The sequence below is a fragment of the Nonomuraea sp. NEAU-A123 genome (genome assembly GCF_018603905.1).
Classification (GTDB): Bacteria; Actinomycetota; Actinomycetes; order Streptosporangiales; family Streptosporangiaceae; genus Nonomuraea.
In genome coordinates this window covers 206,782-230,518 of record NZ_JAHFZZ010000016.1, presented here as the reverse complement: position 1 = coordinate 230,518, position 23,737 = coordinate 206,782, and the positions used below count along the sequence as shown (strand labels likewise).

General features: G+C 69.8%; 24 protein-coding genes and 1 pseudogene. 16 read left to right on the top strand and 9 right to left on the bottom strand.

All coding sequences use genetic code 11. From position 1 onward, the window contains the following. Nucleotides 1-20: 20 nt before the first annotated feature. Nucleotides 21-1,412: an FG-GAP-like repeat-containing protein gene (locus tag KLK06_RS40130; RefSeq protein WP_214640899.1), complete on the bottom strand. Its 1,392-nt coding sequence runs from the start codon at nt 1,410-1,412 to the stop codon at nt 21-23. 109 nt (nt 1,413-1,521) lie between these two features. Here KLK06_RS40130 and KLK06_RS40125 point away from each other — a divergent pair, with 109 nt between their 5' ends. The 10 genes from KLK06_RS40125 to KLK06_RS40080 all read left to right on the top strand — a co-directional run bounded on the left by KLK06_RS40125 (nt 1,522) and on the right by KLK06_RS40080 (nt 11,886). Beyond that, a complete protein-coding gene (locus KLK06_RS40125; protein ID WP_214640898.1) occupies nt 1,522-2,289 on the top strand; it encodes a GntR family transcriptional regulator in 768 nt (255 codons plus the stop codon). Nucleotides 2,290-2,363: 74 nt separating this feature from the next. Beyond that, nucleotides 2,364-3,650, top strand: coding sequence for an extracellular solute-binding protein (locus tag KLK06_RS40120; protein WP_214640897.1), 1,287 nt, complete (start codon nt 2,364-2,366; stop codon nt 3,648-3,650). Between the two features lie 2 nt (nt 3,651-3,652). Next, nucleotides 3,653-4,564, top strand: a complete 912-nt coding sequence (locus KLK06_RS40115; RefSeq protein ID WP_214640896.1) for a carbohydrate ABC transporter permease — start codon at nt 3,653-3,655, stop codon at nt 4,562-4,564. Next, nucleotides 4,561-5,361, top strand: coding sequence for a carbohydrate ABC transporter permease (locus KLK06_RS40110; protein ID WP_214640895.1), 801 nt, complete (start codon nt 4,561-4,563; stop codon nt 5,359-5,361). Before KLK06_RS40115 ends, KLK06_RS40110 begins: the two co-directional genes overlap by 4 nt. Continuing rightward, nucleotides 5,358-7,430: a GH36-type glycosyl hydrolase domain-containing protein gene (locus tag KLK06_RS40105; RefSeq protein ID WP_214640894.1), complete on the top strand. Its 2,073-nt coding sequence runs from the start codon at nt 5,358-5,360 to the stop codon at nt 7,428-7,430. Before KLK06_RS40110 ends, KLK06_RS40105 begins: the two co-directional genes overlap by 4 nt. Continuing rightward, nucleotides 7,427-8,281, top strand: coding sequence for an ROK family protein (locus KLK06_RS40100; protein WP_214640893.1), 855 nt, complete (start codon nt 7,427-7,429; stop codon nt 8,279-8,281). The genes KLK06_RS40105 and KLK06_RS40100 overlap by 4 nt, the downstream gene beginning before the upstream one ends. Then, a complete protein-coding gene (locus KLK06_RS40095; RefSeq protein ID WP_214640892.1) occupies nt 8,278-9,042 on the top strand; it encodes a sugar isomerase domain-containing protein in 765 nt (254 codons plus the stop codon). The genes KLK06_RS40100 and KLK06_RS40095 overlap by 4 nt, the downstream gene beginning before the upstream one ends. Then, nucleotides 9,039-9,731 carry an SDR family NAD(P)-dependent oxidoreductase gene (locus KLK06_RS40090; RefSeq protein ID WP_214640891.1) on the top strand — a complete coding sequence of 231 codons (693 nt, stop codon included), beginning with the start codon at nt 9,039-9,041 and terminating at the stop codon, nt 9,729-9,731. The genes KLK06_RS40095 and KLK06_RS40090 overlap by 4 nt, the downstream gene beginning before the upstream one ends. Further along, nucleotides 9,728-10,945 (top strand): FAD-dependent oxidoreductase, encoded by a 1,218-nt coding sequence (locus tag KLK06_RS40085; protein WP_214640890.1) that lies wholly within the window; start codon nt 9,728-9,730, stop codon nt 10,943-10,945. Before KLK06_RS40090 ends, KLK06_RS40085 begins: the two co-directional genes overlap by 4 nt. Then, nucleotides 10,942-11,886 carry a phosphotriesterase gene (locus KLK06_RS40080; RefSeq protein ID WP_214640889.1) on the top strand — a complete coding sequence of 315 codons (945 nt, stop codon included), beginning with the start codon at nt 10,942-10,944 and terminating at the stop codon, nt 11,884-11,886. The genes KLK06_RS40085 and KLK06_RS40080 overlap by 4 nt, the downstream gene beginning before the upstream one ends. On the opposite strand, the gene KLK06_RS40075 is transcribed toward KLK06_RS40080, so the two are convergent. Then, nucleotides 11,883-12,710, bottom strand: a complete 828-nt coding sequence (locus tag KLK06_RS40075; protein ID WP_214640888.1) for a S9 family peptidase — start codon at nt 12,708-12,710, stop codon at nt 11,883-11,885. The genes KLK06_RS40080 and KLK06_RS40075 overlap by 4 nt on opposite strands. Before the next feature lie 76 nt (nt 12,711-12,786). Between KLK06_RS40075 and KLK06_RS40070 the strand changes: the two genes are divergently transcribed. Further along, on the top strand, nt 12,787-14,085 hold the full coding sequence (locus tag KLK06_RS40070) for a M28 family peptidase (RefSeq protein ID WP_214640887.1): 1,299 nt from the start codon (nt 12,787-12,789) through the stop codon (nt 14,083-14,085). Here KLK06_RS40070 and KLK06_RS61910 read toward each other — a convergent pair. Continuing rightward, complete coding sequence (locus KLK06_RS61910; protein ID WP_308168670.1) at nt 14,073-14,702, bottom strand: helix-turn-helix domain-containing protein; 630 nt, start codon at nt 14,700-14,702, stop codon at nt 14,073-14,075. The two genes, KLK06_RS40070 and KLK06_RS61910, sit on opposite strands and share 13 nt — an antisense overlap. A gap of 97 nt (nt 14,703-14,799) precedes the next feature. Between KLK06_RS61910 and KLK06_RS40060 the strand changes: the two genes are divergently transcribed. Then, nucleotides 14,800-15,780, top strand: a complete 981-nt coding sequence (locus KLK06_RS40060) for a YihY/virulence factor BrkB family protein (RefSeq protein WP_308168669.1) — start codon at nt 14,800-14,802, stop codon at nt 15,778-15,780. Nucleotides 15,781-15,797: 17 nt separating this feature from the next. Here KLK06_RS40060 and rph read toward each other — a convergent pair whose 3' ends face one another. Further along, on the bottom strand, nt 15,798-18,431 hold the full coding sequence (gene rph / locus KLK06_RS40055; RefSeq protein WP_214640885.1) for a rifamycin-inactivating phosphotransferase: 2,634 nt from the start codon (nt 18,429-18,431) through the stop codon (nt 15,798-15,800). 273 nt (nt 18,432-18,704) lie between these two features. On the opposite strand from rph, the gene KLK06_RS40050 reads away from it, so the two are divergent. Beyond that, nucleotides 18,705-18,905: a hypothetical protein gene (locus KLK06_RS40050; protein WP_214640884.1), complete on the top strand. Its 201-nt coding sequence runs from the start codon at nt 18,705-18,707 to the stop codon at nt 18,903-18,905. Next, complete coding sequence (locus KLK06_RS40045) at nt 18,902-19,522, top strand: TetR/AcrR family transcriptional regulator (RefSeq protein WP_214640883.1); 621 nt, start codon at nt 18,902-18,904, stop codon at nt 19,520-19,522. Before KLK06_RS40050 ends, KLK06_RS40045 begins: the two co-directional genes overlap by 4 nt. 475 nt (nt 19,523-19,997) lie before the next feature. On the opposite strand, the gene KLK06_RS40040 is transcribed toward KLK06_RS40045, so the two are convergent. Continuing rightward, entirely contained in the window at nt 19,998-20,147 is a 150-nt protein-coding gene (locus tag KLK06_RS40040; RefSeq protein ID WP_214640882.1) for a hypothetical protein, read from the bottom strand. 914 nt (nt 20,148-21,061) lie between these two features. Here KLK06_RS40040 and KLK06_RS40035 point away from each other — a divergent pair. Together KLK06_RS40035 and KLK06_RS60495 are read left to right on the top strand one after the other, a co-directional pair. After that, a complete protein-coding gene (locus KLK06_RS40035) occupies nt 21,062-21,322 on the top strand; it encodes a MerR family transcriptional regulator (protein ID WP_214640954.1) in 261 nt (86 codons plus the stop codon). A 206-nt stretch (nt 21,323-21,528) separates the two neighbouring features. After that, nucleotides 21,529-21,870 (top strand): annotated as a pseudogene (locus tag KLK06_RS60495) (STAS domain-containing protein); the annotation flags it as partial. A gap of 249 nt (nt 21,871-22,119) precedes the next feature. Here KLK06_RS60495 and KLK06_RS40030 read toward each other — a convergent pair. The 4 genes from KLK06_RS40030 to KLK06_RS40015 form a co-directional block, all read right to left on the bottom strand. Further along, nucleotides 22,120-22,395 carry a MerR family transcriptional regulator gene (locus KLK06_RS40030; protein WP_250906758.1) on the bottom strand — a complete coding sequence of 92 codons (276 nt, stop codon included), beginning with the start codon at nt 22,393-22,395 and terminating at the stop codon, nt 22,120-22,122. Nucleotides 22,396-22,555: 160 nt separating this feature from the next. Further along, nucleotides 22,556-22,996 carry an Hsp20/alpha crystallin family protein gene (locus KLK06_RS40025; protein ID WP_214640881.1) on the bottom strand — a complete coding sequence of 147 codons (441 nt, stop codon included), beginning with the start codon at nt 22,994-22,996 and terminating at the stop codon, nt 22,556-22,558. A 306-nt stretch (nt 22,997-23,302) separates the two neighbouring features. Next, nucleotides 23,303-23,449, bottom strand: a complete 147-nt coding sequence (locus KLK06_RS40020; RefSeq protein ID WP_214640880.1) for a hypothetical protein — start codon at nt 23,447-23,449, stop codon at nt 23,303-23,305. A gap of 8 nt (nt 23,450-23,457) precedes the next feature. Then, nucleotides 23,458-23,673 (bottom strand): hypothetical protein, encoded by a 216-nt coding sequence (locus KLK06_RS40015; RefSeq protein WP_214640879.1) that lies wholly within the window; start codon nt 23,671-23,673, stop codon nt 23,458-23,460. Nucleotides 23,674-23,737 lie beyond the last annotated feature (64 nt).

Below are 23,737 nucleotides of genomic sequence, written 5' to 3'. Positions count from 1 at the left end.
GGACGATCCCGTCCGCGGACCTACTTGGCGGACCACATTCCCAGGTGGGAGCCCGTGTCGGACGCCTGGAGAGCGGCCGGGTCGAACGAGCGGGCGCCATCGGTGGTCAGACCGCCGGTTGAGCCGGGCAGCACCCAGGCCGCGCCGGTGCCGGCGGCCGTGCCGCTCTCTCCTGGGGCACCGACGCCGAGATCGGCCTTGCCGTCGCCGTTGAGGTCGCGCAGGCTGACGGAGGCGCCGAACCGGTCCCCGTCCTCGGCGGTCCCGGGCACGCCCGGACTGGCCTGCGTGAACAGCCGCGCCCCGGCCGGGCCGTCCCTGCCACCGCTGAACAGCAGCACGGCACCGCCACCGGCCTTGCCGGGCAGCCCGGCGGCGAGGTCGGCGTACCCGTCGCCGTTCACGTCCCCGGCGGCCAGATCGAAGCCGAGCTGATCGCCTCGCTCTCCCGTCCCCGGCACGCCGGGGCTGTCCTGGGTGAGGGTACGAGTGCGACGGCCGGGGCCGTCCGCCGACCCGTACAGGACCTTGATGGTGCCCTTGTCGCTCTTGAGCGTGTCGACGAAGCCGCCGGGGATGACGCGCATCACCAGGTCGCCGTAGTGGTCGCCGTCGATGTCGCCCACCGTGGCGGTGGTGGCCGCGTCCAGCCGCTCCGGCCGCCCGGCGAGGCCCTGCGGGCCGCCCTTCCAGAACAGGGACGGCTCGGCCGTCTCCTCCCAGGCGTGCGTGGTGACCAGGTCGTCTTTGCCGTCGCCGGTCAGGTCGCCCGCGACCAGCCTGGTCGGCTGCTCGTAGGACCCGCCCAGGGTGACCTTGCGGGCGGGGCGGCCGTCACGCTGGAACGGGCCGTGAAAGATGTTCACCGTCCCCCTCTCGCCGGTGGCGGCCAGGTCGTCACTGCCGTCGCCGTCGAAGTCCCCGGCGGCCAGTTCCCGGCCCTCGGCCCGGTCGACCAGGTCCGGCGGGACCCCGGCGCGCGGGGGGTCGATCAGCGGGGTGCCCAGCGCCAGCCCGTCCTTGCCGCCCCATAACAGGGTGACGAACCGCCGGTCCAGATCGAAGGGGTTGTACGAGCCGACGGCCAGATCGGTGTAGCCGTCGGCGTTGAAGTCGCCGGCGGCCGTGCGGGCCCCGAACGCGTCCGCGGCCACGGGGTCGTTCGGCACGTTGGCGCTGTCGAGGTGGAGGATCCGGCGCCGGGCGGGATCGACCCCACTGGCCGCGCCATACAAGATGGCGATATATCCGGCCTTAAGGGTGTGGCCGACCGTGCCCGCGGGGGCCGAGATCGCGTAGTCCTCGAAGCCGTCGCCGTTGAAGTCGACGGTGGTGGCGGCTCTGGCGGCGTGCTCTCCGTGCGGCGCCAGCACGAGGGACGCGCAGATCACCGCACTCGCGACACCCCACACAGATCCTCCACCTGGCCCTCGATCTCAGCACGATACACAACGAGTGGTTGACACCATCCAGGTCGAACAGAAAAGATACGGTCGTCCGTACAACTTAGGACGTGAGCGTATGACCGACTGGGAACGTCGGCTGGGTCTCGACCCGTCAGCCGCTGTGCCGCTCTACTACCAGCTACGCGAGCGCCTGCGGGCGGTCATACGCGACTGCGAGCCCGACACGCTGATCCCCGCCGAGAAGGACCTCATGGTCTACGCGGGCGTGAGCCGGGCGACGGCCCGCCGGGCGATCGGCGACCTGGTGCAGGAGGGCCTGCTGGTGGCCAGGCAGGGCAGCGGCACCTACACGGCGCCGCTGGCCGTGGCCCCCGAGCTGGGGGCGCGCCCGGTCGGCTTCACCGAGACGATGGCGCGGCTCGGCCGCAAGCCGACGACGCGGGTGCTCAAGGCCCATCTGCAGCCGGCGGGCGCCGACGTCGCCGTGGCGCTCGGCCTGCGGGAGGCGCAGCAGGTCGTCTTCGTCGAGCGGCTGCGGCTGATCGAAGGCGCGCCCTGCATGCTGGAGAGCGCCCACCTGCCCGCCGAGCTGCTGCCCGGCATCCTCGACGAGGACCTGACCGGCTCGCTGTACGACCTGCTGCGCATGAAGTACGGACTGACTCCCGCGAGCGGCAGGGAGACCATCGGGGCGGTCAACGCCGACTACCGGCTCGCCGAGCTGCTGCAGGTTCCCCTCGCCGCCGCCCTGCTGGCGACCGCCCGCAACACGTGCACCGAGAGCGGCGTCGCGCTCGAATACACCATCCGCCACGCGCGCGGCGACTTCGCCGTGTTCTCCGTGGAGCTCAACGACGCCAAGAACGCCCTGATGGGCCAGTAACCAGCCCATCACCACCCCCCAACACCTCGCCACCTAGCGGTCGGTGGCGGAGCCCTGCCTTCCGGAGGTTGAGCATGACCATGTTGACCCGGCGCAACCTGCTCAGAACCGCCGCGCTGGCCACGGCGTCCGGCGTGCTCGCCGCCTGCGGCGCGGATCCGGTGGCCACCGTGCCCGCCGACGGGGTGCCGCGGGGAAAGATCTCCGTCTGGCTGCACCAGACCAAGTCGTACGACGCGGTCTTCACCCCGCTGTTGCGCAAATACATGCAGGAGTTCGGCGGTGTCGACATCACCCCGCTCTACGTGCCCGTGGCCCAGCTCGACGCCAAGCTGCTGACCGCCTTCGCCGGTGACGTGCCGCCCGACCTGTTCAAGATCGGCGGCTGGACCATCCCCGGCCACGCGCGCAAGGGCCGGCTCGCCCCGATCATCCCCAAGGCCATGGGGGTGGCCGACGAGAAGGCGCTGATCCAGGACTACGACCCGCACGCGATCGGCTCGCTGTCGTACGAGGGCAAGGTCTACGGCGTCCCCATCGACTACACGATCTGCTACCTCTACTACCGCCGGGACAGGTTCATAGAAGCCGGGCTCGACCCGGACAAGCCGCCCACGACCTGGGAAGAGGTCGCCGAGTACAGCAAGAGGCTGACCTCGGCCGACGGCAAGAAGGTGGGCCTGCAGTGGATCCTGGGCAACCCGCAGTGGACGCTGATGCAGTTGCTCGCCCTGGTCAAGGGGAAGGGCGGCGGGATACTCAGTGCCGACGCGGCCAAGGCGACGCTGGCCACTGACGCGGGTGTCGAGGCGCTGCGTTACTACGGGAGCCTGGGCAACGCGAAGCTGTCGAACCCGCTGTCCGGCTTCGGGCTGTTCGCCACCGGGGAGGCGGCCATGCTGGTCTCCGGGCTGTTCGCGATGGACCTGTTCCCCACGCTGAACCCCAAGCTGACGTTCGGCAAGGCCTTCGACATCGCCCCGCTGCCGCGCTGGGACGGGGGGCAGCCCGTCGCCCCCGCCTACACCTGGGGCTGGGCGGTGGCCAAGCAGTCGAAGCTGCCGTACACCGCCTGGCACTTCGTCGACTACCTCCAGCGCGAGGACGTCGCGGCCAAGCAGCTCAAGGACGCCAGCCTGCTCACGCCGGTCAAGGGCTGGGAGAAGCTGACGGGCGCCGACCAGAAGGCGCTGGACATCATGGCGGCCGCCGCCCCGCACGCCGACTTCGGCCCGCAGACGCCGGTGTGGAACGAGATGGCCAAGTCGCTGACCGACGCCGCCGACGCGGTCGCCTTCGGCAAGAAGACGCCCGAGCAGGCGGCCGCGGACTTCGACCAGGCGATGCGGATCACGCTGTGACGGTGTCCTTACGGCTGGTGCCGCCCGTCGCCCGGGTCTCGGGCAAGGGCCAGCGATGGGCGGAGGCCCGAACCGGCGGGCTGCTGGCCCTGCCGGCGGCGGTCTACTTCCTGGTCTTCTGGCTCGTGCCGTTCGTCGTGGCCGTGTATCTCAGCTTCACCAGCTACGACCTGGCCGGGACGCCCGAATGGACCGGCCTGGACAACTACCGCAGGATGCTCGGCGACCCCGGCTTCTGGAACTCGGCCCGCGTCACCGCCGCCTACACGGTCGGGTCGGTGGTCCCGTCGATCGTGCTCGGCCTGGCGATCGCGGTGCCGCTGAGCAAGCCGGGCAGGTACAACGCCTTCCTCCGCGGCCTGGTCATGATCCCGGCGGCGATGCCGCTGGTGGCCACCTCGATGGTGTGGTCGGTGATCTTCGCCGAGAAGGGCCTGGCGAACGCGCTGATCGGGCTGGTCGGGGCCGCGCCGAAGCCGTGGCTGACCGACGAGGGGCTCGCGCTCTGGGCTCTGGTGATCATGACCACGTGGAAGCACCTCGGACTGTTCGTGATCATCCTGACCGCGGGGTTGCAGGGGCTGCCGCTGAGCGTGTTCGAGGCGGCCGAGCTCGACGGCGCCGGTCCGGTGCGGATCTTCTACCGCATCACGCTTCCGCTGCTGCGCCGCACGCTGCTGTTCGTGCTGGTCATCGCGGTGGTCGGGGCGATGCAGTCGTTCGTGCCCGCCTTCCTGCTGACCAAGGGCGGACCGGCGGGCGCCACCGAGGTGCTGCCGCTCTACCTGTGGGCGACCGGCTTCGGGTTCGAGCGCATGGGCTACGCCTCGGCGATCGCGATGGTCCTGCTGGTGGCCATGCTGCTGCTCTCGCTGGTGCAGTTCAGGGTGCTCAGGGGAGGCGAGGAAGGGTGAAGGTGGTCCGTGGCACGCTGCTGACGCTGGTCGTGGCCGTCCTGCTGCTGCCGGTGTACGCGATGTTCGCGGTCTCGTCCGCGTCGGACGCGACCGATCTTGGCGGGTTCGCCTTCGACGTGTCCCAACTGGGCGAGCACGTCTCCCAGCTGTTCAACCAGGGTGACTTCCCCGTCTATCTGCGCAACAGCCTGATCCTCGCGCTCGGCATCGGCGTCCTCGAAGTGATCTTCTCCTCGGCCGCCGGGTACGCGCTCGCGCAGCTCCGATTCCCCGGCAGCGGGGTGCTGTTCGCGCTCATCGTGGGGACGCTCTCGCTGTCGCCGATCGTGGTGCTGGTGCCGATGTACCTCATCGTCAAGGAGCTGGGCTGGATCAACTCCTACCAGGGCATGATCGTGCCGTTCATGATGAGCGCGTTCGGGGTGTTCCTGGTCCGTCAGTTCGCTCTGGCCATCCCGCATGAGCTGCTGCTGTCGGCGCGGGTGGACGGCGCGAGCGAGTTCCGGATCTTCGTCCGCATAGCCGCGCCGCTGTTGCGGCCCGCGCTGCTCACGCTCTTCCTGCTGCAGTTCCTCGCGCAGTGGGACAACCTGCTGTGGCCGCTCATCGTGGCCAACGATCCCGGCCTCTGGCCGCTGCCCGTGGGGCTCGCGCAGATCCAGACGGAGTACGACTTCAGCATCGGCCTGGTCAGCACCGCGGCCCTGATCACGGCGGTGCCGCCGCTGGTGCTGATGTTCCTGCTGCAGCGCTACTACGTCGCGGGGCTGACCCTGGGAGGGGTACGGAAATGAGCGCGTTCGGGGAATGGACCACGGCGTACGGGCTGCCTGCCTTCTCGTACACGATGGACCAGGAGCGCGACCCACGCGCCGAATGGGATCCGGTCCTGGATCCGCTCACCCGCCGGCATTTCCTCCATGTCGGGAACCGGCGTATCACGCTGGTCACGGACAACTACGGGCTCAGCGACCTCTTCGACGAGCACACCGGGCTGCTGTGGCTCACCCGGGGCACGGGCGTCACCCGCGCCGGGACCCTTTCCACCGATATTTCGGGATCAGAGCGGATTTTCGGGCCGACGTTCGCGATCGTCCGGGTCGCCGATGACCGGATGACGCTGGAGCGTACGGTGCTGTGCCCCGAGGGCGAGTGGCCGTGGGTGCTGATCCGGCTGCGCGTGCGCAACCTGCTCGACGAGCCGGTACGGCTGGAGCTGACCGAGGAGTGGACGCCCGGAGCCGCCCGGGTCGAGCTCATCACCGGTGCGCGGCCGACCGAGGATCCCGGGCTGGAGCTCGAACTCATCGGCGGGACCAGGACCGGGTCCGGCCGCTTGACCGTACCCCTGGATCTGGCGGCGGGCGAAGAGCGGTTTCTGGAGCTGAGATATGGCCTGCTGGACGGCGGGACCGCAGCCCCGTCGTCCAGCGGCGGGACGCACGGCGGAGTCCCGGCGTCCGGCTACTGGACGGACGGCGAGGCGAGCGGCCGGGCGGGCGAGGCGGCGGGGGCGTTCGACGGCAGCATCGCCGCGCTGCGCGACCGGCTGCCGAAGGCGGTCGCGGCGCGGGCGCCCGAGGCCGAGCGGGAGGTCCCGTGGCACGCGGCGCTGCTGACCGGCGCGGCCTGTGCCGACGGCGTGCTCGGCGGGCACACCCTCGACCAGGGCTCGTGCTACTCCTTCCGGCACGGCTTCAACGGCGCCGCGCGCGACCCGCTCCAGCACGCGCTGCCGCTGGTGTACATCGAGCCGGACCTGGCGCTGTCCGTGCTGCGCAACACCTGCGCCTGGGGCGGCCCCGACGGCGACCTGCCTTATGCGCTCAGACCGGACAAGCAGCCATGGACCGACCTGTTCCGCCCCTCGGACCAGAACCTGTGGGCCCTGTGGCTGGCGGCCGAATACCTGAGCGCGACGGGCGACGTGGCGGCCTTCGCCGACGCCGTGCCGTACCACCCGGTCCACGGGGCCGAGCCGGTGCCGCTCGGCGAGAACCTGCGCCGGCAGTTCAGGTTCCTCACCGACGTGGTGGGCCGGGGAGAGCACGGCCACCTGCGGATACTGAACGCTGACTGGAACGACATGGCCATCACCGAGAGCGGCGTGGCCCGCGACGTGATGATCTCGCACGGCGAATCGGTCCTGAACTCGGCCATGGCCGCCTGGGTCCTGCCGCGCTACGCGATCCTGGCCGAGCGGCTCGGCGACCACGCGACCGCGGCCGAGGCCCGCAAGCTCGGCGAGGAGCTGCGCGACCTGGTGGCGGGCGAGTGGAACGGGCGGTGGTACCGCCGCGCGTACGGCCCGGGAGCGGTCGTCGGAGAGTCCGACCTGTGGCTGGAAGTGCAGCCTTGGGCAATTCTGAGCGGTGCCGCGTCACCCGAGCGGGCTGTGGAGCTGTTGCACACGATCGAGCGGACCTCCGCCGCCGACTCGCCGCTGGGCGCCCGGCTGCGCTGGCCCGACCGGGGCGGTTACGGTCCCGGCGGGATCGGCACGATCTGGTACGCGATCAACATGACGCTGATCTGGGCCGCCGCCGAGCACGTCCCCGAGCTGGGCTGGAAGTGGTGGCGCCGGATGTCCCTGGCCGCCCATACGGCTGCCTATCCGGACGTATGGGAGGGCACGCTGTCCGGCCCCGACGCCTACCTGGCACCCGAGACCGAGCGGCCGGGCCGTACGTGGGACCTGGCGGAAGTCGGCGTCGCCATGCAGGCGTACCCCGTCGCCAACCTGCACAGCCACTCCCAGCCGTTGCTGGCCTACCTGCGGCTGCTCGGCGTCGAGCCGTTCCGCCCGGCCAAGGCGCCCGACGACGCCGGGTTCGAGTCGCGGGTCCTGAGGATCGGGCTGTGACGCGGCTCGGGATCGACGTCGGCGGAACGTACATCAAATGGGTGCTGCTCGAAGAGGACGAGGTGGTCAGTATGGGCACCGTCCCGACGCCGCCGAGCCCTGACGAGACGATGACGTTCGTGGCCTCGCTGGCCGCCCGGCGCGTGGAGAGCATCGGGATCGGGCTGCCCGGCCACGTGGACAGGGCGACCGGGACCGCGCTGTTCGTGCCGAACCCGCCCGGGGACTGGGACGGCTATCCGGTCGGCTCGCGGCTGGGCGCCCTGACCGGGACACCGGTGAGCGTGGTCAACGACGCCCGCGCGTTCGGGCTCGCGGAGCTGCTCCTGGGGGCGGCTCGCGGGCTGCCCGACGTGCTGTTCGCGGTGCTCGGGACCGGGGTGGGCGGAGCGGTGGCGCTGCGCGGCGGGATCCTCGTCGGCCCTCGCGACAATCTCGGCGAGATCGGGCACGTCACGGTCGCCCCCTGGGGGCCGGTGTGCTGCTGCGGCAACCGGGGTTGCGTGGAGACGTTCACCGGCGCGTCCGGCATCGTGCGGGCCTTCGGCTCCGGCCCGCCCGAGGCCGTCGCCGAGGCCGCCAGGGCGGGTGACGGGCGGGCACAGGGCGTGCTCTCCAGAGCCGGCTGGGCGCTCGGCATCGCGCTGGGCGACGCGGCGGCGTTCTTCGGCGTCGGCACGGTGGTCGTGGGCGGCGGGGTCGCCGGCGCGCTCGATCTCATGCGATCCGCCCTGAACACGGAACTTGAGCGGCGACGTCCGCTTATTGGGGACATCGCGGTGCTACCTGCCGTACTCGGCCCGATGGCAGGGGCGATCGGCGCCGCGCTCTATGGGAGGAGATCTGAATGAAATGGATACGGCGCGCGATGGAGTTGCTCGGCGAGATCGAGCGAACACAGGAGGAGTCGCTTGCCGCGGCCGCCCGGATCGCTGCCGCGGCCATCGGCGGCGGGGGCGTGGTGCACACCTTCGGCACCGGACATTCGCGGATGGGTGTGGAGGAGATGTTCCCCCGCTATGGCTCCTATCCCGGTTTCCATCCCATCGTGGATCTGTCGACGACGTTCTACACCCAGGTGGCCGGGTCGAACGGGATGCGGCAGGCGATGTTCATCGAGCGGGTCGAAGGGCTCGCCGACGCCATCCTGGCCAACTTCGAGCTGCGGCCGACCGACGCGGCCATCGTGTTCAGCGTCAGCGGGCTGAACGCCGTGCCGATCGAGATGGCGATGGGACTGCGCAAGGCGGGACTGCGCGTGGTGGCCGTGACGTCGATGCGGGAGACCACGGCCGTCGAGCCCGGCCATCCCAGCGGGACCCGGCTCGCCGACCACGCCGACGTGGTGATCGACCTGTGCACCCCGGTCGGTGACGCGCTGTGCTCCGTGGACGGGCTGGCCGAGCCGGTGGGTCCGGGCAGCACGCTGGCCGCGGTCTCCGTGGTCAACGAGATCAAGGTCCGTACGGCCGAGCTGCTCGTCGCGGGCGGCTGGATCCCACCGGTCATCTCCAGCGCCAAGCTCGTCGGCGCCCCGCGCTCCGAGGAGCTGTTCGAGGCCGCCTACCTCGAGCACGCCCGCCGCGCCGCCGACGTGCTCAGGAAACCATGAGCGCCGTACTGGTGGCCGGCTCGGACGGCGGCATCGGCCGCGCCTGCCTGGAGGCGGTCGAGGCCACCGGCGGGGCCGCCTTCGGCGTGGACCTGGCCGGCGGGATAGACATCACCGCCCCGGGGCACGCGGAGAAGGCCCTGGCCCAGGCGACGGCCGCACACGGGCAGATCTCCGGCGTCGTGCACGCGGTCGGCATGTCGGGCCGCTCGCTCGGCGACGGCGGCGTGGTCGAGTGCACCGACACGGCGTGGCACGAGGTGCACCGGGTCAACCACGAGTCGGTGTTCCGGCTGCTGCGCGCGGCGATCCCGGCGATGCGGGAGGGCGGCTCGATCGTGGTGATCGGCTCGGCGCTGGGCTCATCGCTCGACGACGACTTCCGCACCGTGGCCTACGCCTCCGCCAAGGGCGCGCTGATCCCGCTGATCAGGACCGCGGCCCGCGAGGCGGCGCCGCACGGCGTACGCGTCAACCTGATCTCGGCCGGGCTGGTGGCCACCCCGATGAGCCGCCGCGCCCAGACCTCCGAGTCCGTCAAGGCCAAGCTGCCCTCCCTGATGCCGCTCGGCGCCGGGCCGTGCCAGCCGGAGGAGGTCGCGCAGGCCGTGCTCTGGCTGCTGTCGCCGTCGTCCGGGCGGACCACGGGCGCGGTCATTCCCGTCGACGGAGGGTGGCACCTGCGATGAACGTGCTGTGGGAAGGCGACGTGGTGGTCGCGGGCGGAGGCAGCGCCGGGTGCGCGGCCGCCGTCGCCGCGGTGCGTTCCGGGGCGTCGTGCCTGCTGGTGGAGTCGGCGGGCTTCCTCGGCGGTACGGGCGCCGCGGTGCTCGACACCTTCTACGGCTTCTACGCCCCCGGCCCCGTCTCGCGGCGGGTCGTCGGCGGCGTCGGCTGGGAGGTGTGCGAGCGGCTCTTCGAGGCCGGAGCCGCCTTCGAGCGGCCCAACACCTATGGCGCGGGCACCGGGGTGACCTACGAGCCCGAGGAGCTCAAGCTGGTCTGGGACGCGCTGGTCCCGGACGCGCTGCTGCACGCCAGGGTCTGCGACTTCGTGCCCGGCACCGGCGTCGTGGTGGAGACCGTGGCGGGCCGGTTCCTGGTCAAGGCCCAGGTGGTGATCGACGCCACCGGGGACGCCGAGGTGGCCTGGCGGGCCGGCGCCACCCTCGAACGCCCGGGGATGCGGCTCCAGCCGATGACGGCCACCTTCCGGCTCGGCGGGGTCGATCTGTCCGCCACCAGCACGGCGGAGCTGCACGCGCTGATGGCCGACACCGACCTGCCGAGGCGCGAGGGGTCCGTGCACAGGACCGTGCACGACGGGATCGTGCACACCAACCTCACGCGGGTGACCGGCCTCGATCCGACCGATCCGGTCCAGTTGGCCGAGGCCGAGCGGGTGGGGCGGCGGCAGGTCCGCGACTATGTCGCCTTCCTGCGGGCGAAGGTGCCGGGGTACGGCTCGGCCGTGCTGCTGAGCACGTCCGTACGGATCGGCGTACGGGAGTCACGACGCCTGGTGGGACGATATGTCCTGACTTCTGATGATGTGTTGGCCGGGAGGGATTTTCCCGACACGATCGCGCGGTGCGGCGCGCCCATCGAGGACCACGACTCGGGGGACGCCACCCGCTGGGAGTACGTCCACGATTTCGGCACCTACGGCATCCCGTACCGGTGCCTGCTCCCCGTCGAGGTCGGCGGGCTGATCGTGGCCGGGCGCTCTCTGTCGGCCACGCACGACGCCCACGCCTCCGCCCGGTCCATGGGGCAGTGCATGGCGATGGGGCAGGCGGCGGGGACGGCGGCGGCGCTGGCCGTACAGGCGGGGGTGGAGCCCGCGGCGGTGGACACAGAGCTGCTGCGTACGCGGCTGCGAGAAGGAGGAGCGCTGCTGTGACGGTCCGGACCGTGCTGGGAGATGTCGAGGAGATCGGCATCACTTACGCGCACGAGCACCTGTTCATGACCGGTGACTGGCCGGTGCGCAACGAGCCGGACTACCGGCTCGACTCCCTCGACGCCGCCGTCGTGGAGGTGACGGATGCGCAGCGGCTCGGCCTGTCCGCGGTGGTCGAGATGACGCCGCTCGGCTTCGGCCGCAGCCCGTCGCTGATGAAGAAGCTGGCGGAGCGGACCGGGCTGCACGTGATCGCGGTGACCGGGTTCCACAAGAGCGGTTACTACAGCGACGCGCACTGGCTGCACCACTACTCGGTCGACGAGATCACCGAACTGCTCGTGACGGAGATCGAGCTGGGCATGGACGAGTACGGGCTGGTGGGGCCGCTGGTGCGGCGGTCGTCGGCCCGCGCGGGGGCTATCAAGATCGCCACTGGGTACCACGCGTTCGGGCGAGGGGTGGCGCGGCTGATCAGCGCGGTGGCCGCCGCCGCGCGTCGGAGCGGGGTGCCGGTCGTCACGCACTGCGACAAGGGCACGATGGGGCACGAACTGCTCGACGCGCTGTCCGCCGAAGGGGTGGCGGCCGACCGGGTCGTGCTCGGGCACATCGACCACAATCCCGACGCCGGATATCTCATCTCCTTGGCGGAGAGAGGGGCTTATCTGGCCTTTGATCGGCCCGGACGCATCAAGTACGGCCCGGACAGTGACGTCGTCTCGCTCGTCGCCGAGCTCGCCGGGCACGGGCTGGGGGATCGGGTGCTGTTCGGGATGGACCTGGCGCGCAGGTCGTACTGGCCGAGTCTGGGTGGCGGCCCCGGCTTGCCGTACCTCTTGGAGCGGTTCGTGCCGCGGCTGGAGGCCGCGGGTCTGGGTGAGGTGGCCAAGGCGGCGCTGACCGGGAACCCGCGCGCCGCCTTCGCACTGCGCCGCTAGGGCAGGTTCTTCTCCACCTGGTTCTGCCAGTTGGCGTTGGTGTTGAGCTCCGGAGCGGTGCCGACGAAGGCGCCCCTGGCGTAGGTGTCGCCCTGGAGCTGGTACATCAGCCAGGCCGTCACGTAACCGAGGAAGCCGCCGCCGGTGCCCTGGATCGTGTTGTGGTCGGCACCCTTGAGCTGCGCCTTCGCCGCGGCGCCGGGGACCTGGCCGTAGTACGTCTGGAGGGCCGAGTTGGGAGAGATGAGGGTGTCGTTGGCGCCGCTGACGAACAGCACCGGGCAGGTGAGCTGGTCGACGTAGAACTTGTCTCCCGAACTCACCCAGATCGGCGCGGGCAGCGCGATGGGGATGACGGTGTCGATGAGGCCGCCGGACTTGGTGGCGGTGTTCACCGCGCCACCGGCGCCCTGGGAGTGGCCGACCGCGCCGACCTTCGTCACGTCGAGCTTGCCGTAGAAGACGCTGGAGCTGTCGGTGTTCCGGTCGATCAGATACTGGGCGGCGGCGATCATCTCGGATCCGGTGCCGGTCGTGGTGTCGGTCGAGGCGACCACGGCGAAGCCCCAGGAGGCGAGTTGGTTGAGCAGCCCGGGATACTGCGTGGGCACGGCGTTCGTGCCGTTGCCCCAGGTGATGATCGGATGCTTGACACCCCCGGCGCCGAGGTCGGCCGGGTAATAGAGCTTGTAGCCCGGCGCGTCGGCGGTGGCGACCGCCCAAGGACCGGCGACCTTGTAGTGCGCCTCGATGGTGTCCGCGGCCTGGGCCGGTATGGCCACAACCCCTAACATGAGCACGACGACGGCCACGAGAAGCTTCATACGGCCTCCACAAGTTGTACGGATGACCGAAACTGTCGCTTCACAAAGGACCGCTGTCAATGGTTGGATCAGGCTCATGAAGCACGTGCCTTCCGCCGCTGAGATGCTCGGCTGGATCGAGACCGTCGTGTCGCGGGGCATCCGCAGACCCGGCTATCCGGCCGATATATGGACCGAGCGGTGGCTGGCCGAGCGGCTGACCGAATTCGGGCTTGAGGTCGCGCTGGAGCCGGTGGAGGTGCCCCGCTGGCAGCCCGGCACCGGGGTGCTGCGGCTCGACGACGGCACGGAGCTGGCCGGGTTCCCGCTCCCGCACACCGCGCCGACCGATGGCCTGCGCGCCAGGATCGTGCCGCTCGCCGACGCGGGGCCCGGCGACATCGCGGTGGACGAGCTGGCCTTCACCGAGCTGCCGCAGTCGTACGTCAGCACGCTGGCGACCTCGGCCTACGACCCGGAGGGCGTCTTCGACACGCTCGTCCAGACCATCCCGTTCGGGCCCCGGATGATGGAGGTCGTCGAGCCCGCGCTGGAGGCGGGCGCGGCCGGCTTCATCGGGGCGCTGACCGGGCTGCCGTGGGAGACGCGCGACTACTACGTGCCCTATGACGCGATCGAACGGCCGATTCCCGGTCTGTGGCTGTCGGGGGCCGACGGCCGGCGGCTCCTGGACCGGCTGCCCTGCACGGGCGAGCTGGTCGCCCAGTCGGTCACCGACACCGTGACCACGTACAACGTGGTCGCCACGCTGCCCGCCGACTCGCCGCACACGGTCATCGTCGCCTCCCACCACGACGGGCCGTGGGCGTCGGCCGTCGAGGACGCCTCCGGCATCGCGCTGGTCCTGGCCGCCGCGCGCTACTGGTCTCAGGTGCCCGTCTCGGCCCGGCCGCACAACCTGATGTTCCTGTTCACCTCGGGGCACATGGCGCATGCGGCGGGCACGAGGGCGTTCATCGAACGCCACCGCCCGCTGCTGGCCGACGTGGTGCTCCAAATGCATCTCGAACACGCCGCGCTGCGCTGCGACGCCGTGGACGGTGAGCTCGTCCCCACCGCGGACCCCGAGGTCAGATGGTGGTTCACCAGCCAGATGCCGCGACTGGAGAAGCTGGTCGCCGAGACGCTGGAGACGGAGGGCCTGCGCCGGTCCTTCGTGCTCCCGCCCGACGCGTTCTCGCCCATGCCGCCCACCGACGGGGCGTTCTTCCATCCTGAAGGCGTGCCGCTCGTGCACTTCCTGTCGGCGCCGATGTACTTGTTCGACTCGGCCGACACCCTCGACAAGATCGACGTGGCGGGGCTGGAGCCGCTGGTCCGCGCGGCCATACGTATCGTGGCCGGGACCGCCGGGTGGTCGCCTCAGCCCTGCTGATCGAGGACTTCCTGATACTTCGCGGCGTCCTCCAGGCTGAGCATGGGATGCGAGTAGATGTCGATCAGGGCCTGGGCGAGCAGGCGGTCGCCCTCCGGGCTGTACACCTCGACGCCCATGGCCCGGGACAGGTGCTGGTGAAGGACCGAGACCGACAGCGCCATCGCGGTGCCCACCGCGGCCCGGGCCTTGCGGGGCACAGGAGAGGGGTCGGGCCGCCCCCGGTCGATCTCCTCGATCCACTCCTCGCTCATCCGCACGAGCTCGTCGAAGACGATCTCAGCCCGGCCCTCGGCCAGGGCCCGCGCCACATACCGTTGGTACGGCCCCAAGGCGGCCCTGGAGACGGCCACATAGTTGACGTCACTCGGTAGGGTGTCGGCCCGGACCTGGTCGTTGATCCGGCGGACCAGCTTGGCCAGGTAGTCGTCGCAGGCCTCGCGCAGCGCCTCTTTGGAGCCGAAGTGGTGGCGTACCAGCCCGGAGGAGACGCCGGCGGTCTCGGCGATGCCCCGGATCGTGGCCCGCTCGAACCCGTGCTCGCCGAAGTGCCGCAGGGCCGCGTCTCTGATCCGGGCGCGGGCGGTGAGGTCTTCGGGGTCGGGTCCGATCGTCACGCTGTCACCGCCATTTGTATAGCCAGCTACTTGATCAGGAAGTCTACTATACGTACGTATAGGCATAGGGGCGGAAGGCGCGGGTAGCCGCAGCCCCGTGATACAGGCCGAGGTAGCCGAGGGACCGACGGAGCTGCCCAAGCGCTCCTGGTGGGATGTGCTCAAGCGGACCGTCAAGGAGTTCGGCGACGACAATCTCATGGACTGGGCGGCGGCGCTCACCTACTACGCGGTCCTGTCGATCTTCCCGGCGCTGCTGGTGGTCGTCTCACTGCTCGGGGTGTTCGGCCAGTCGGCGACCCAGCCGCTGGTGGACAACCTGGGCGCGATGGCTCCGGGGCCCGCGCGGCAGATCATCGACACCGTCCTGCAGTCCTTGCAGAACGGCCGGAGCGCCGCGAGCTTCGCCACCGTCATGGGTATCGCCATCGCCCTGTGGTCGGCCTCCGGCTACGTCGGGGCCTTCATACGGGCCTCGAACGTCGTGTACGAGATGCCGGAAGGCCGTCCCGTCTGGAAGACCTTGCCGCTGCGCCTGGCCATCACCACCGTGCTGGTGCTCCTGATGGCGGTCGGCGCGGTCGCCGTCGTGTTCACCGGCGGGCTCGCCGACCAGGCGGGCCGGTTCCTCGGCATCGGCCAGACCGCCCTGACCGTGTGGGGCATCGCCAAGTGGCCGATCCTGGTCGTCGTCGTGACGCTGGTGCTGGCCCTGCTGTACTGGGCGGCGCCCAACGTCGTGCATCCCGGGTTCCGGTGGATCACCCCCGGCAGTCTGCTGGCCGTCGCGGTGTGGGTCATCGCGTCCGTCGTGTTCGGCTTCTACGTGGCCCACTTCGCGTCGTACAGCAAGACCTACGCCGCGCTGGCCGGCGTCATCGTCTTCCTGGTGTGGCTGTGGATCACCAACATCGCTGTGCTGCTCGGCGTGGAGTTCGACGCCGAGCTGGCCCGCGAACGCGCCATCGAGGCCGGCCAGTCCCCCGAACGGGAGCCGTACGTCGAACCGCGTGACACCAGGAAGATGGACCGGACGGACGATCAGGACGGTTTTTCTCAGGACAGCACCTCCACGTAGCCCTCGCTTTCGCTTTTTCAGGACAGTAGCTCCACGTAGCCCTCGCTTCCGTTCAGCCGGATGAGCCGGCCGTCCTGGATGCGCTCGGTGGCGCCCTCCACGCCGACGACCGCCGGCAGCCCGTACTCCCGCGCGATCACCGCGCCGTGCGTCATCACGCCGCCGACCTCCATGACGACCCCCTTCACCGAGACGAACAGCGCGGACCAGCTCGGGTCGGTGAACACCGTGACCAGGATGTCGCCCTCTTCCACCTCGGCGTCCTCCATGCTCAGGACGACCCGCGCACGGCCCTCCACGACACCCGACGACACCGGGATGCCCGCCAGCGCCCCCTCCGGACGGCTGCCCGCGTCGTACTCGCCGTTGATCACCTCACCCTCCGAGGTGATCACCCGCGGCGGGGTCAGCTTCTGGTACGACTCGTGCGCCTCCCGCCGCTCGGTGATCACGGCGTAGTCCAGCCGCCCGGTGTTGACCACCTCCCTGAACTCCTCCAGGGACAGGAAGTACGCGTCCTCCGGGTCCTTGATCACTCCCTGGGCCACCAGCTTCCTGGCCTCGCCCATGAGCGCCTGCTTGTACAGGCCGTACCGCTGCAGGCACGCGTGCTTGGAGTACTCCCGGTAGCCGATGAAGTGGCGCACCAGGCTCATCTGCCGCGCCGCCTTCTTCGCCTTGCGCTTGCTCCTGCTTCGCAGGTTGGCCAGGAGGTCGTTCATCGTGCGCTCGGCCTCCGCGCGGCCCTGCTCGATCCGGCGTTCGCGCTCGCCGGGCGCGAAGTTCTTGATGTTGCCGAGGATGAGCGGGACGAGCAGCGTCGGGTCCTCGCTCCATCGGGTCCTGGTGAGGTCGATGTCCCCCTGACAGTGCATGCCGTACTTGTGCAGGTACTCCTCGATGGCCTGACGGACGGCATCGCCGCCGTCGCGTTCGGACAGCCCGCTGAAGAACGTGTCGCGCTCGGCTCCTCCTTCGCCGAGATGGTCGACGACGTCCGGGTACTGCCGGACCACGTCGGAGACGTGCAGCAGGTCGAGTCCCATCGCCGCCACGACGTTGTGGTCGGCCGATTGACCGACGGCGTCGGCGGCGTTCTTGACGCCCAGCCAGGCGTTCATGTGCTTGTTGACCCAGTTCACCGACTGGATGCCGAGGAACGCCGCGGCCACGCTCCGCGGCTCGAACATGATGTCGGTCAGCTCGCGGTGGTCCTCGATGATGAACGCGAACACCTCGTCACCGGACTTCCCGGCGATCGTCTCCCGGAGCCGCGCCACCGACGCCTCGTTCTGCGCGATGAGCTCCGGGACGACGCGGGGATCGTCCTCGCGGGAGAGCTTGAGGTACTGGCGGGCCATCGGCAGTGGGCCGCCCTTGCCGAAGTTCAGCACCGAGGTCTTGCCGTGCGCGAGCGACCGGATGAAGTCCTTCCTGCTCAGCACGGTCCGCAGGGCGTTGGCCATCAGCACGTCGACCTGGCCGAGGCTCTTGAGCGTGATCGGCCTGGCCCACGTCGAGGCGAGCTCGTGGGACATGTCCTTGTAGAACCGGTTCCCGGCCACGTCCATCTTCGGCCGGCCGAGCCACTCGTCCAGCAGGAGGAAGAACGACAGGCCGAGCGGGGTGAACGCGTCGGTCATCATCTGCCGGTGCCCGTAGGAGATGTAGACGTGGTTCTTGCCGTCGTCCGGGACGGGAACGGGGTACAGCGTGGTGATGGGACGGCTCTGCAGCACGTGGAACACGCCGTCATCCATGGCCCACTCGATGTCCTGCGGCCGGCCGAAGTGTGCCTCGATCCGCCGCCCGAGCGTCTCCAACTGAAGGATCTGCTCGTCGGCCAGGGTCTGCGCGTTCTGCCGCGCGGCCTCCACCCGCCGTTCCTCCGTGCCGCCGCCTGCCGAGGCGCGCAGCTCCATCGTCTGCGTGGAGACCACCTTGTCGATGATCCGCCCCGCCCTGACCCGGTAGGTGTCGGCGTTCACCAGCCCGGACACCAGCGCCTCACCCAGGCCATAGCCCGCGTCGATCGAGACCACCCTGCGGTTGGAGGTGACCGGGTCGGCGGTGAACATGATGCCCGCCGCCTCGGGGAAGACCATCCGCTGCACGACCACCGACACCTGGACCGCACGGTGGTCGAAGCCGCTCCTGATGCGGTACGCCACAGCGCGGTCGGTGAACAGCGAAGCCCAGCACCGCCTGACGTTGTGAACGACCGACTCGGGCCCCCGGACGTTCAGGTAGGTGTCCTGCTGCCCGGCGAAGGAGCTCGACGGCAGGTCCTCGGCGGTGGCGCTCGACCGTACGGCACAGGGGACGTCGCCGAGCTCTGCCAGGTGGGAGACGATGTCGCGCTCGATTTCCGCTGGTACGGCCAGCGCCTCGATCGCCGTACGAAGGCGGGTGCCGGCGGCGGCGATGGCCGGGCGGTCATCGGCCCGCAGACCGGCGAGCCCGTCGATGAGCGCGCTGACCGTGGGGTCTCCCTCCACGACTGCCCGGTAGGCCGCGGTGGTGACGCAGAAGCCGTCCGGCACGCGAACGCCGTCGATGGCGGACAGCTCGCCGAGGTTGGCGCCCTTTCCGCCGACCAGGGGGAGTTGGGTTTTGTCGATCTCGTGGAAGCCGAGTACGTAGGCGCTCATCGCTGGATCCCATCTGCCTCTCGTGTGGAGAGCTTCAAGCTACTTCAAATACAGTACAGTACTGTATTGCAATGGAATTTACGGAAGACCCATCCCTCTTCACCACCCGGGCCCGCCACCCGGGCCCGCCACCCGGGCCCGCCACCCAGGCCCGCCACCCAGGCCCGCCACCCAGGCCCGCCACCCAGGCCCGCCACCCGGGCCCGCCACCCAGGCCCGCCACCCAGGCCCGCCACCCAGGCCGGTCCGGCTCCGCATGACTACAATGCGGACGTGTTTCGCACCTTCGTTAGCGCCATCGACGTCGATGGCGTCATCGGCGTTCTCGGCGTCGGCAGTGACGCTGGCAGTGGTGCCATGGGCGGTGCAGTCGGCGGCATCGCGCACGGTGTCGCGGGCGGTGTCGGCGGTGCAGTCCACGATGCCGTCAGCACGGAGGGGATAACCATGGCTCTCCCCGAGCGGTCGACATGACTGGCACCGCACACCCCGCACACCCCGCACACCCCGGACCGTCCCAGCGCCCGGCCGGCCGCCCGCGCAGCCAGGAGGTGGACGCGGCCATCCTCGCCGCCGCGCTAGACCTGCTGATCGAACGTGGCGCCGTCCTGACCAGCATCGAGCAGGTCGCCCAGCGAGCCGGCGTGACCCGAGCCACCGTCTACCGGCGGTTCCCCGACAAGACCGCCCTACTGATCCAGGCCATCGAGTCGGTCCACCAGGCCCCCGAGTCCGAGGTCCTCGACTGGCCGGACATCGACCGAATGCTCACCGACTGGGCGACGTATCTGAGCATGCCCCGAAACCGCTCCATGCTCCGCAGACTGTACGGCGCCGTGGACGACTACCCCGAGCTGCTCCAGACGTACCGCAGCTCCCACAGCGCCCGCCGCGCCTCGGCCGAACTCGCCACCCTGACCCGAGCCCGCGACAACGGCCAACTGCCGCCAGACAGGGACCTGAACATCCTCCAGCAGGTGCTAGCCGGCGCAATACTGCACCACCTCGGCGCCTACCCCGACTCAACAAGCGCCGCCGACGTCAAGACATACCTCACAGCCGTCCTCCAGCAGGCCGGCTACCACCCCTGACAAGCAAGGGCCTCCAACAGGGCGCTTCGCGCTATGGGGTCGGGCTGCGTCTAATGGGAGGCTGCGCCCCCCATGCCCCCACAAAGGCATGGTCCTCGCTTCGCTCGGGCGCTCTTATCGGGGGCTTCGCCCCCTGGCGAGGGGCTTGCCAGCCCCTCGCGCTCCCCGGCGTTCAGCTGATTGGACTTCGTCCAGCACTTCAGCGGTAGATAGCGATCTTCACTTCCCATGCGCCGCTTGTAGTGGCTGCCTGAGGTGAAGGGGGCTCAGGTTCACATTCAGCCAGGTGTGGGCATGACGGCAGGAACCATGCTGGCCTTCAGCCATGTTGCTAAGATCTCCTCAGGTTGTGGCGCTGCTGAGGCGTGCAGAGACACTGGCAGCAGCGTGACGATCGAGGTCCCCTCAGATGGGCCCTTACGCGATGGCCGTCCCCGGCAAGAGGCAGCCTTCTGCGTTTGCGGCCCGGGGTGCGTCAGGCCAAGACGGCATCACCGCCTTCGAAGTTACTCCAGCCGTCGTCCGGGACGGTCATGACGACTTCGCGGACCAGCGCCATGGTGGCCCTGTCGACGACGCTCAGGCGGGCTCTGAGCGCGCCGCCGCCGTCGAGGTCCTCATACACCTGCCATTTTCGGGACGGTTGCTCAGCGACCCGCGCGGGATCGGTCGGGCCGCGGATCCATCCAGCCAGAGTTGCCTGCGTCGGGGATCGAAAATCTGTTGTGGCTGAGGTAGACATTCGTGGCTGTTGTGGCTAGTGTTTCTCACATCGCAAGGAACGGATCCACGAGGGCGGCGCACGAGATACCCGGCGTCACGACGAGCCGCCCGGACGAGCGTGGATAGCAGGAGTGATCGGCAGAAGGTCGGACGTGCAGGGCCGAGCAGTTGTTAAGGGCCCGACGCGTGGACGCGCTGCCAAAGCGGCCATACGGGTCGCAGCAGTACCGCAGTTGCAGTGGGAAGTGATCGGCAGAAGGTCGGACGTGCAGGGCCGAGCAGTTGTTAGGGGCCCGACGCGTGGACGCGCTGTCGGGGCGGCCATACGGGTCGTTCCATGACATGGGTTGTAGAAGGTTCACAGATAGCGAAGGGAGTGTTGAACGCCATCAGGATCGCCCGTCGCCGGTGTGTTTTCGCCGCACGGGTACCGCAGCTCCACAGACGGGAAGGTGGTCTACGGTCACGCTTACGCGATCCCCGCATCCCCGCCCTCAGCGGGCGGCTGTTGCGGAAACGGCAATTCGGCCTCTTGGCCGGTAGATGGTGTTGAACAACCTAGTTGCGGGCCCCGGCGCATCATGGCGCCGGGGCCCTCGTCCGCGTTCGGGAGGTTACATGGATCAAACATCGACAGCGTTGGCCACCGGGCCCGATAGCAAGCCCAAGCCCCGGGCCACGGCCGCTACTTCCACGCTCGCATCAAGCGCCGCTTACGGCGACAAAGCCGAGTCCCGCATCCAGCCACCCTCCGATGCGGCGGTGGATGCCAGCGCTGAGGCCAAACTCGACGATGAGGACTACCCCGCCTACAGCATGGGCCGGGCCGCGGAGATCCTGGGCGTTAGCGCGGCTTTCCTGCGCAGCCTGGGCGCCGCCAAACTGATCGAGCCGCAACGCTCCAACGGCGGCCACCGCCGCTACTCCCGCTACCAACTCCGCCTGGCTGCCAGGGCCCGCGAGCTGGTCGACCAGGGCACCGCCCTGGAAGCCGCCTGCCGGATCATCATCTTGGAAGACCAGCTCGCCGAGGCGCTGCGCATCAACAACTCCCACCACCGCCCGGCCGACCACTAGCGCCGGCGACCTCCTCGACTCAGCGGCCTGGTCCCGCAAAGCGCCGACCAGGCCCAACGACGCTTTGAACGCCGGGACGCCGATGCCGGCCCTCCCCGGCCGACGGCATTGGCCACCACGCACAGCACACGGTCTGGCGGGGGAGGCTTGGCGTTCAATTTCAGCCGGATGGTCCCACCCCTGGTCGTGCTGCGTTGTTTGGGGGTATGCGGGCTGCGGAGGTGGTGATGATGATGATGCCGCTGACGCTGACCCATCAGCACCTGCCCGGGGTGACGGTGATCGCTGTGGGTGGTGAGCTGGACACGACCAACCACAGTGAGCTGGAGAACTTCCTCGAGCAGGTTCGCCAGGGGCCCGCCGATCAGGTGGTGTTCGATCTGGCGGAGTTGAGGTTCATGGACAGCCGCGGGTTGGGCAGTCTGCTGGCCTGCCATCAAAGCTGTCTTCACCGCGGTGGTGAGGTGCGCGTGGCCGCCCTGCAGGCGACGCCGGCGCGATTGCTGTCGCTTACCGGGGTCGATGCGCATGTGGTCGTGCATGTCACGGTCGAGCAGGCTGCGGGCCAGGCGTTCGGCGCGCATCTGCTCGCGTTCGGCGTCGGTGATCCCGGTCAGGTACTGCCACCTGCTGACCCGCTGGGGCCTGTCGTCAACGAAGCTGTCACGAAGTGCATTCGAGCTGCGTTAGCTGGTCAGCGCTGTTTCGGCAGCATGGCGAGGTTTGACGGGCTCGGGCGCGCCATATGCGTCCCGGGCCTGTGCCGGGGCGTCACTCGCCTGCCGGCCGATGCGGGGTCAGGGGTGCGCTGGGCGGTCGCGCTTGGCCTCCCGATCGGCCAGCTCGCGGGCCAGTTCGTCGCGCTCTCGCGTGACCTCGATGAGCTGGTGCTGCAGGTCGAGGATGAGGCGAATGGCCGGGAGTGTCATTCCCTGGTCCATCATGATCACGACCTGCTGGATGCGGCCGATCTCGTGGCGGCTGTATCGGCGTTGCCTGCCTGCCGAGCGCTGGGGCGAGATCACCTGGTGGTCGTCGATGCGGCGCAGGAACGCCTGCTGCACTTGGAGCATCGAGGCGACCTGTCCCACCGTGAACAGCGCCGCGTGCTCGTCGTCGAAGGGCAGGTTCATGGTCGTGTCTCCTGGCGCCGGTGGGGTGCGGCAATGACGGGCGGCCCCGTCGCGGTGCCGTTCACCGCGACGGGGCCGCGCCCGCCTCGTCCCGAGGATGTCAACTCTTGATCGCTTTGTAGGTGTCGCCGGTCTGCTGGATGGCGACCTTGCGCGGCTTGGCGCGCTCGAGCACCGGGATGCGGACGGCCAGTACGCCGTTGTTGTAGGCGGCTTCGATGGCGTCGGCGTCGAGGTGCTCTGACAGGTAGACGCGCCGGGTGAAGGAGCCCATCACCCGCTCGCGGACGAAGACGCGCTCGTCCTCGCCGAACTCTTCCTCGCGTTGTGCGGTCACCGACAGGACGCCGCGGTCGACCGCGACCTCGATGGAGTCAGGGTCGATGCCGGGCAGATCGAAGCGCAGGACCACCTCGTCGGCGCGGCGGATCCCGTCCATCGGCATGACCGCTCCGCTGCCCTGGGCGGCGGCCTGGCGGGCCAGGCGGTCGAATTGACGCTCGAACTCCTGGACGAACGGGTCGATCGACGTGAGCAGCATCGTGTTCCACCTCCGAAGATCTCCGGGGGCCTCTTGGTCACTCAGGAGGCCTGCCCTCTAAGAGGAAACCTACAACTCTGATTATAGCTTTTCTCCGAGTCGAGATGTCAACATGGCCGTTCGTCGCGGTCGAAGGGGGTGTCACGGTGAGGCAGGGGGTTTCGTCGCTCGCAGGTGTGACACAGCATCGGAAACCGCGAAAGATCCGGAAACAGCCACACCAAAGGCGTGCGGACCAGGGCTAACGACCCTCGAATGCACTTCGTGACAGCCTCGTTAACGACAGGCCGGGACGCGCGGTGGATGCTACGGGCGGTCGTCTTCTTCGAGATGGCGAAGGGTGGCGTCGCGCTTCTTCCGCTCGCGGTAGTGCTTCCAGGCGTGCTGGACGGCGGCGATCAAGTCGATGACCGCCGCGTCACGGGTGGCGGGCCGGGTGCCGGCGCCTTTCACGCCGGTGCTCAGGTGCCAGGCCGCCGAGCCGCCGCGGTGGCGGGCCTCCCAGCCGGAGCGGCCGCCGCGTGCGGTGCGGTGCGGCTCGACCGTGCCGAGCAGGTCGCCGGCGACGAGTAGCTGCCGTCGCCTCGGTCGGTCTTGACGACCTGGACGGCGTTGAGCTCGTCATCGGTGTACCAGGTGCGGCGCTTGACCGGGTCGGCCTCGTTGGTCCAGGGCACCGGCTGGCCGACCGGGGCGGGCGGCGGCTGGAGCGTGGCAGGCGGGCTCGACGTCCGACGCCCG

What these genes read in the sequence shown, in the direction of transcription:
- KLK06_RS40125 (WP_214640898.1), top strand. Translation starts at nt 1,522, where the DNA reads ATGACCGACTGGGAACGTCGGCTGGGTCTCGACCCGTCAGCCGCTGTG.
- KLK06_RS40120 (WP_214640897.1), top strand. Translation starts at nt 2,364, where the DNA reads ATGACCATGTTGACCCGGCGCAACCTGCTCAGAACCGCCGCGCTGGCC.
- KLK06_RS40105 (WP_214640894.1), top strand. Translation starts at nt 5,358, where the DNA reads ATGAGCGCGTTCGGGGAATGGACCACGGCGTACGGGCTGCCTGCCTTC.
- KLK06_RS40095 (WP_214640892.1), top strand. Translation starts at nt 8,278, where the DNA reads ATGAAATGGATACGGCGCGCGATGGAGTTGCTCGGCGAGATCGAGCGA.
- KLK06_RS40090 (WP_214640891.1), top strand. Translation starts at nt 9,039, where the DNA reads ATGAGCGCCGTACTGGTGGCCGGCTCGGACGGCGGCATCGGCCGCGCC.
- KLK06_RS40085 (WP_214640890.1), top strand. Translation starts at nt 9,728, where the DNA reads ATGAACGTGCTGTGGGAAGGCGACGTGGTGGTCGCGGGCGGAGGCAGC.
- KLK06_RS40075 (WP_214640888.1), bottom strand. Translation starts at nt 12,710, where the DNA reads ATGAAGCTTCTCGTGGCCGTCGTCGTGCTCATGTTAGGGGTTGTGGCC.
- KLK06_RS40070 (WP_214640887.1), top strand. Translation starts at nt 12,787, where the DNA reads ATGAAGCACGTGCCTTCCGCCGCTGAGATGCTCGGCTGGATCGAGACC.
- rph (WP_214640885.1), bottom strand. Translation starts at nt 18,431, where the DNA reads ATGAGCGCCTACGTACTCGGCTTCCACGAGATCGACAAAACCCAACTC.
- KLK06_RS40045 (WP_214640883.1), top strand. Translation starts at nt 18,902, where the DNA reads ATGACTGGCACCGCACACCCCGCACACCCCGCACACCCCGGACCGTCC.
- KLK06_RS40035 (WP_214640954.1), top strand. Translation starts at nt 21,062, where the DNA reads ATGGGCCGGGCCGCGGAGATCCTGGGCGTTAGCGCGGCTTTCCTGCGC.
- KLK06_RS40030 (WP_250906758.1), bottom strand. Translation starts at nt 22,395, where the DNA reads ATGCTCCAAGTGCAGCAGGCGTTCCTGCGCCGCATCGACGACCACCAG.
- KLK06_RS40025 (WP_214640881.1), bottom strand. Translation starts at nt 22,996, where the DNA reads ATGCTGCTCACGTCGATCGACCCGTTCGTCCAGGAGTTCGAGCGTCAA.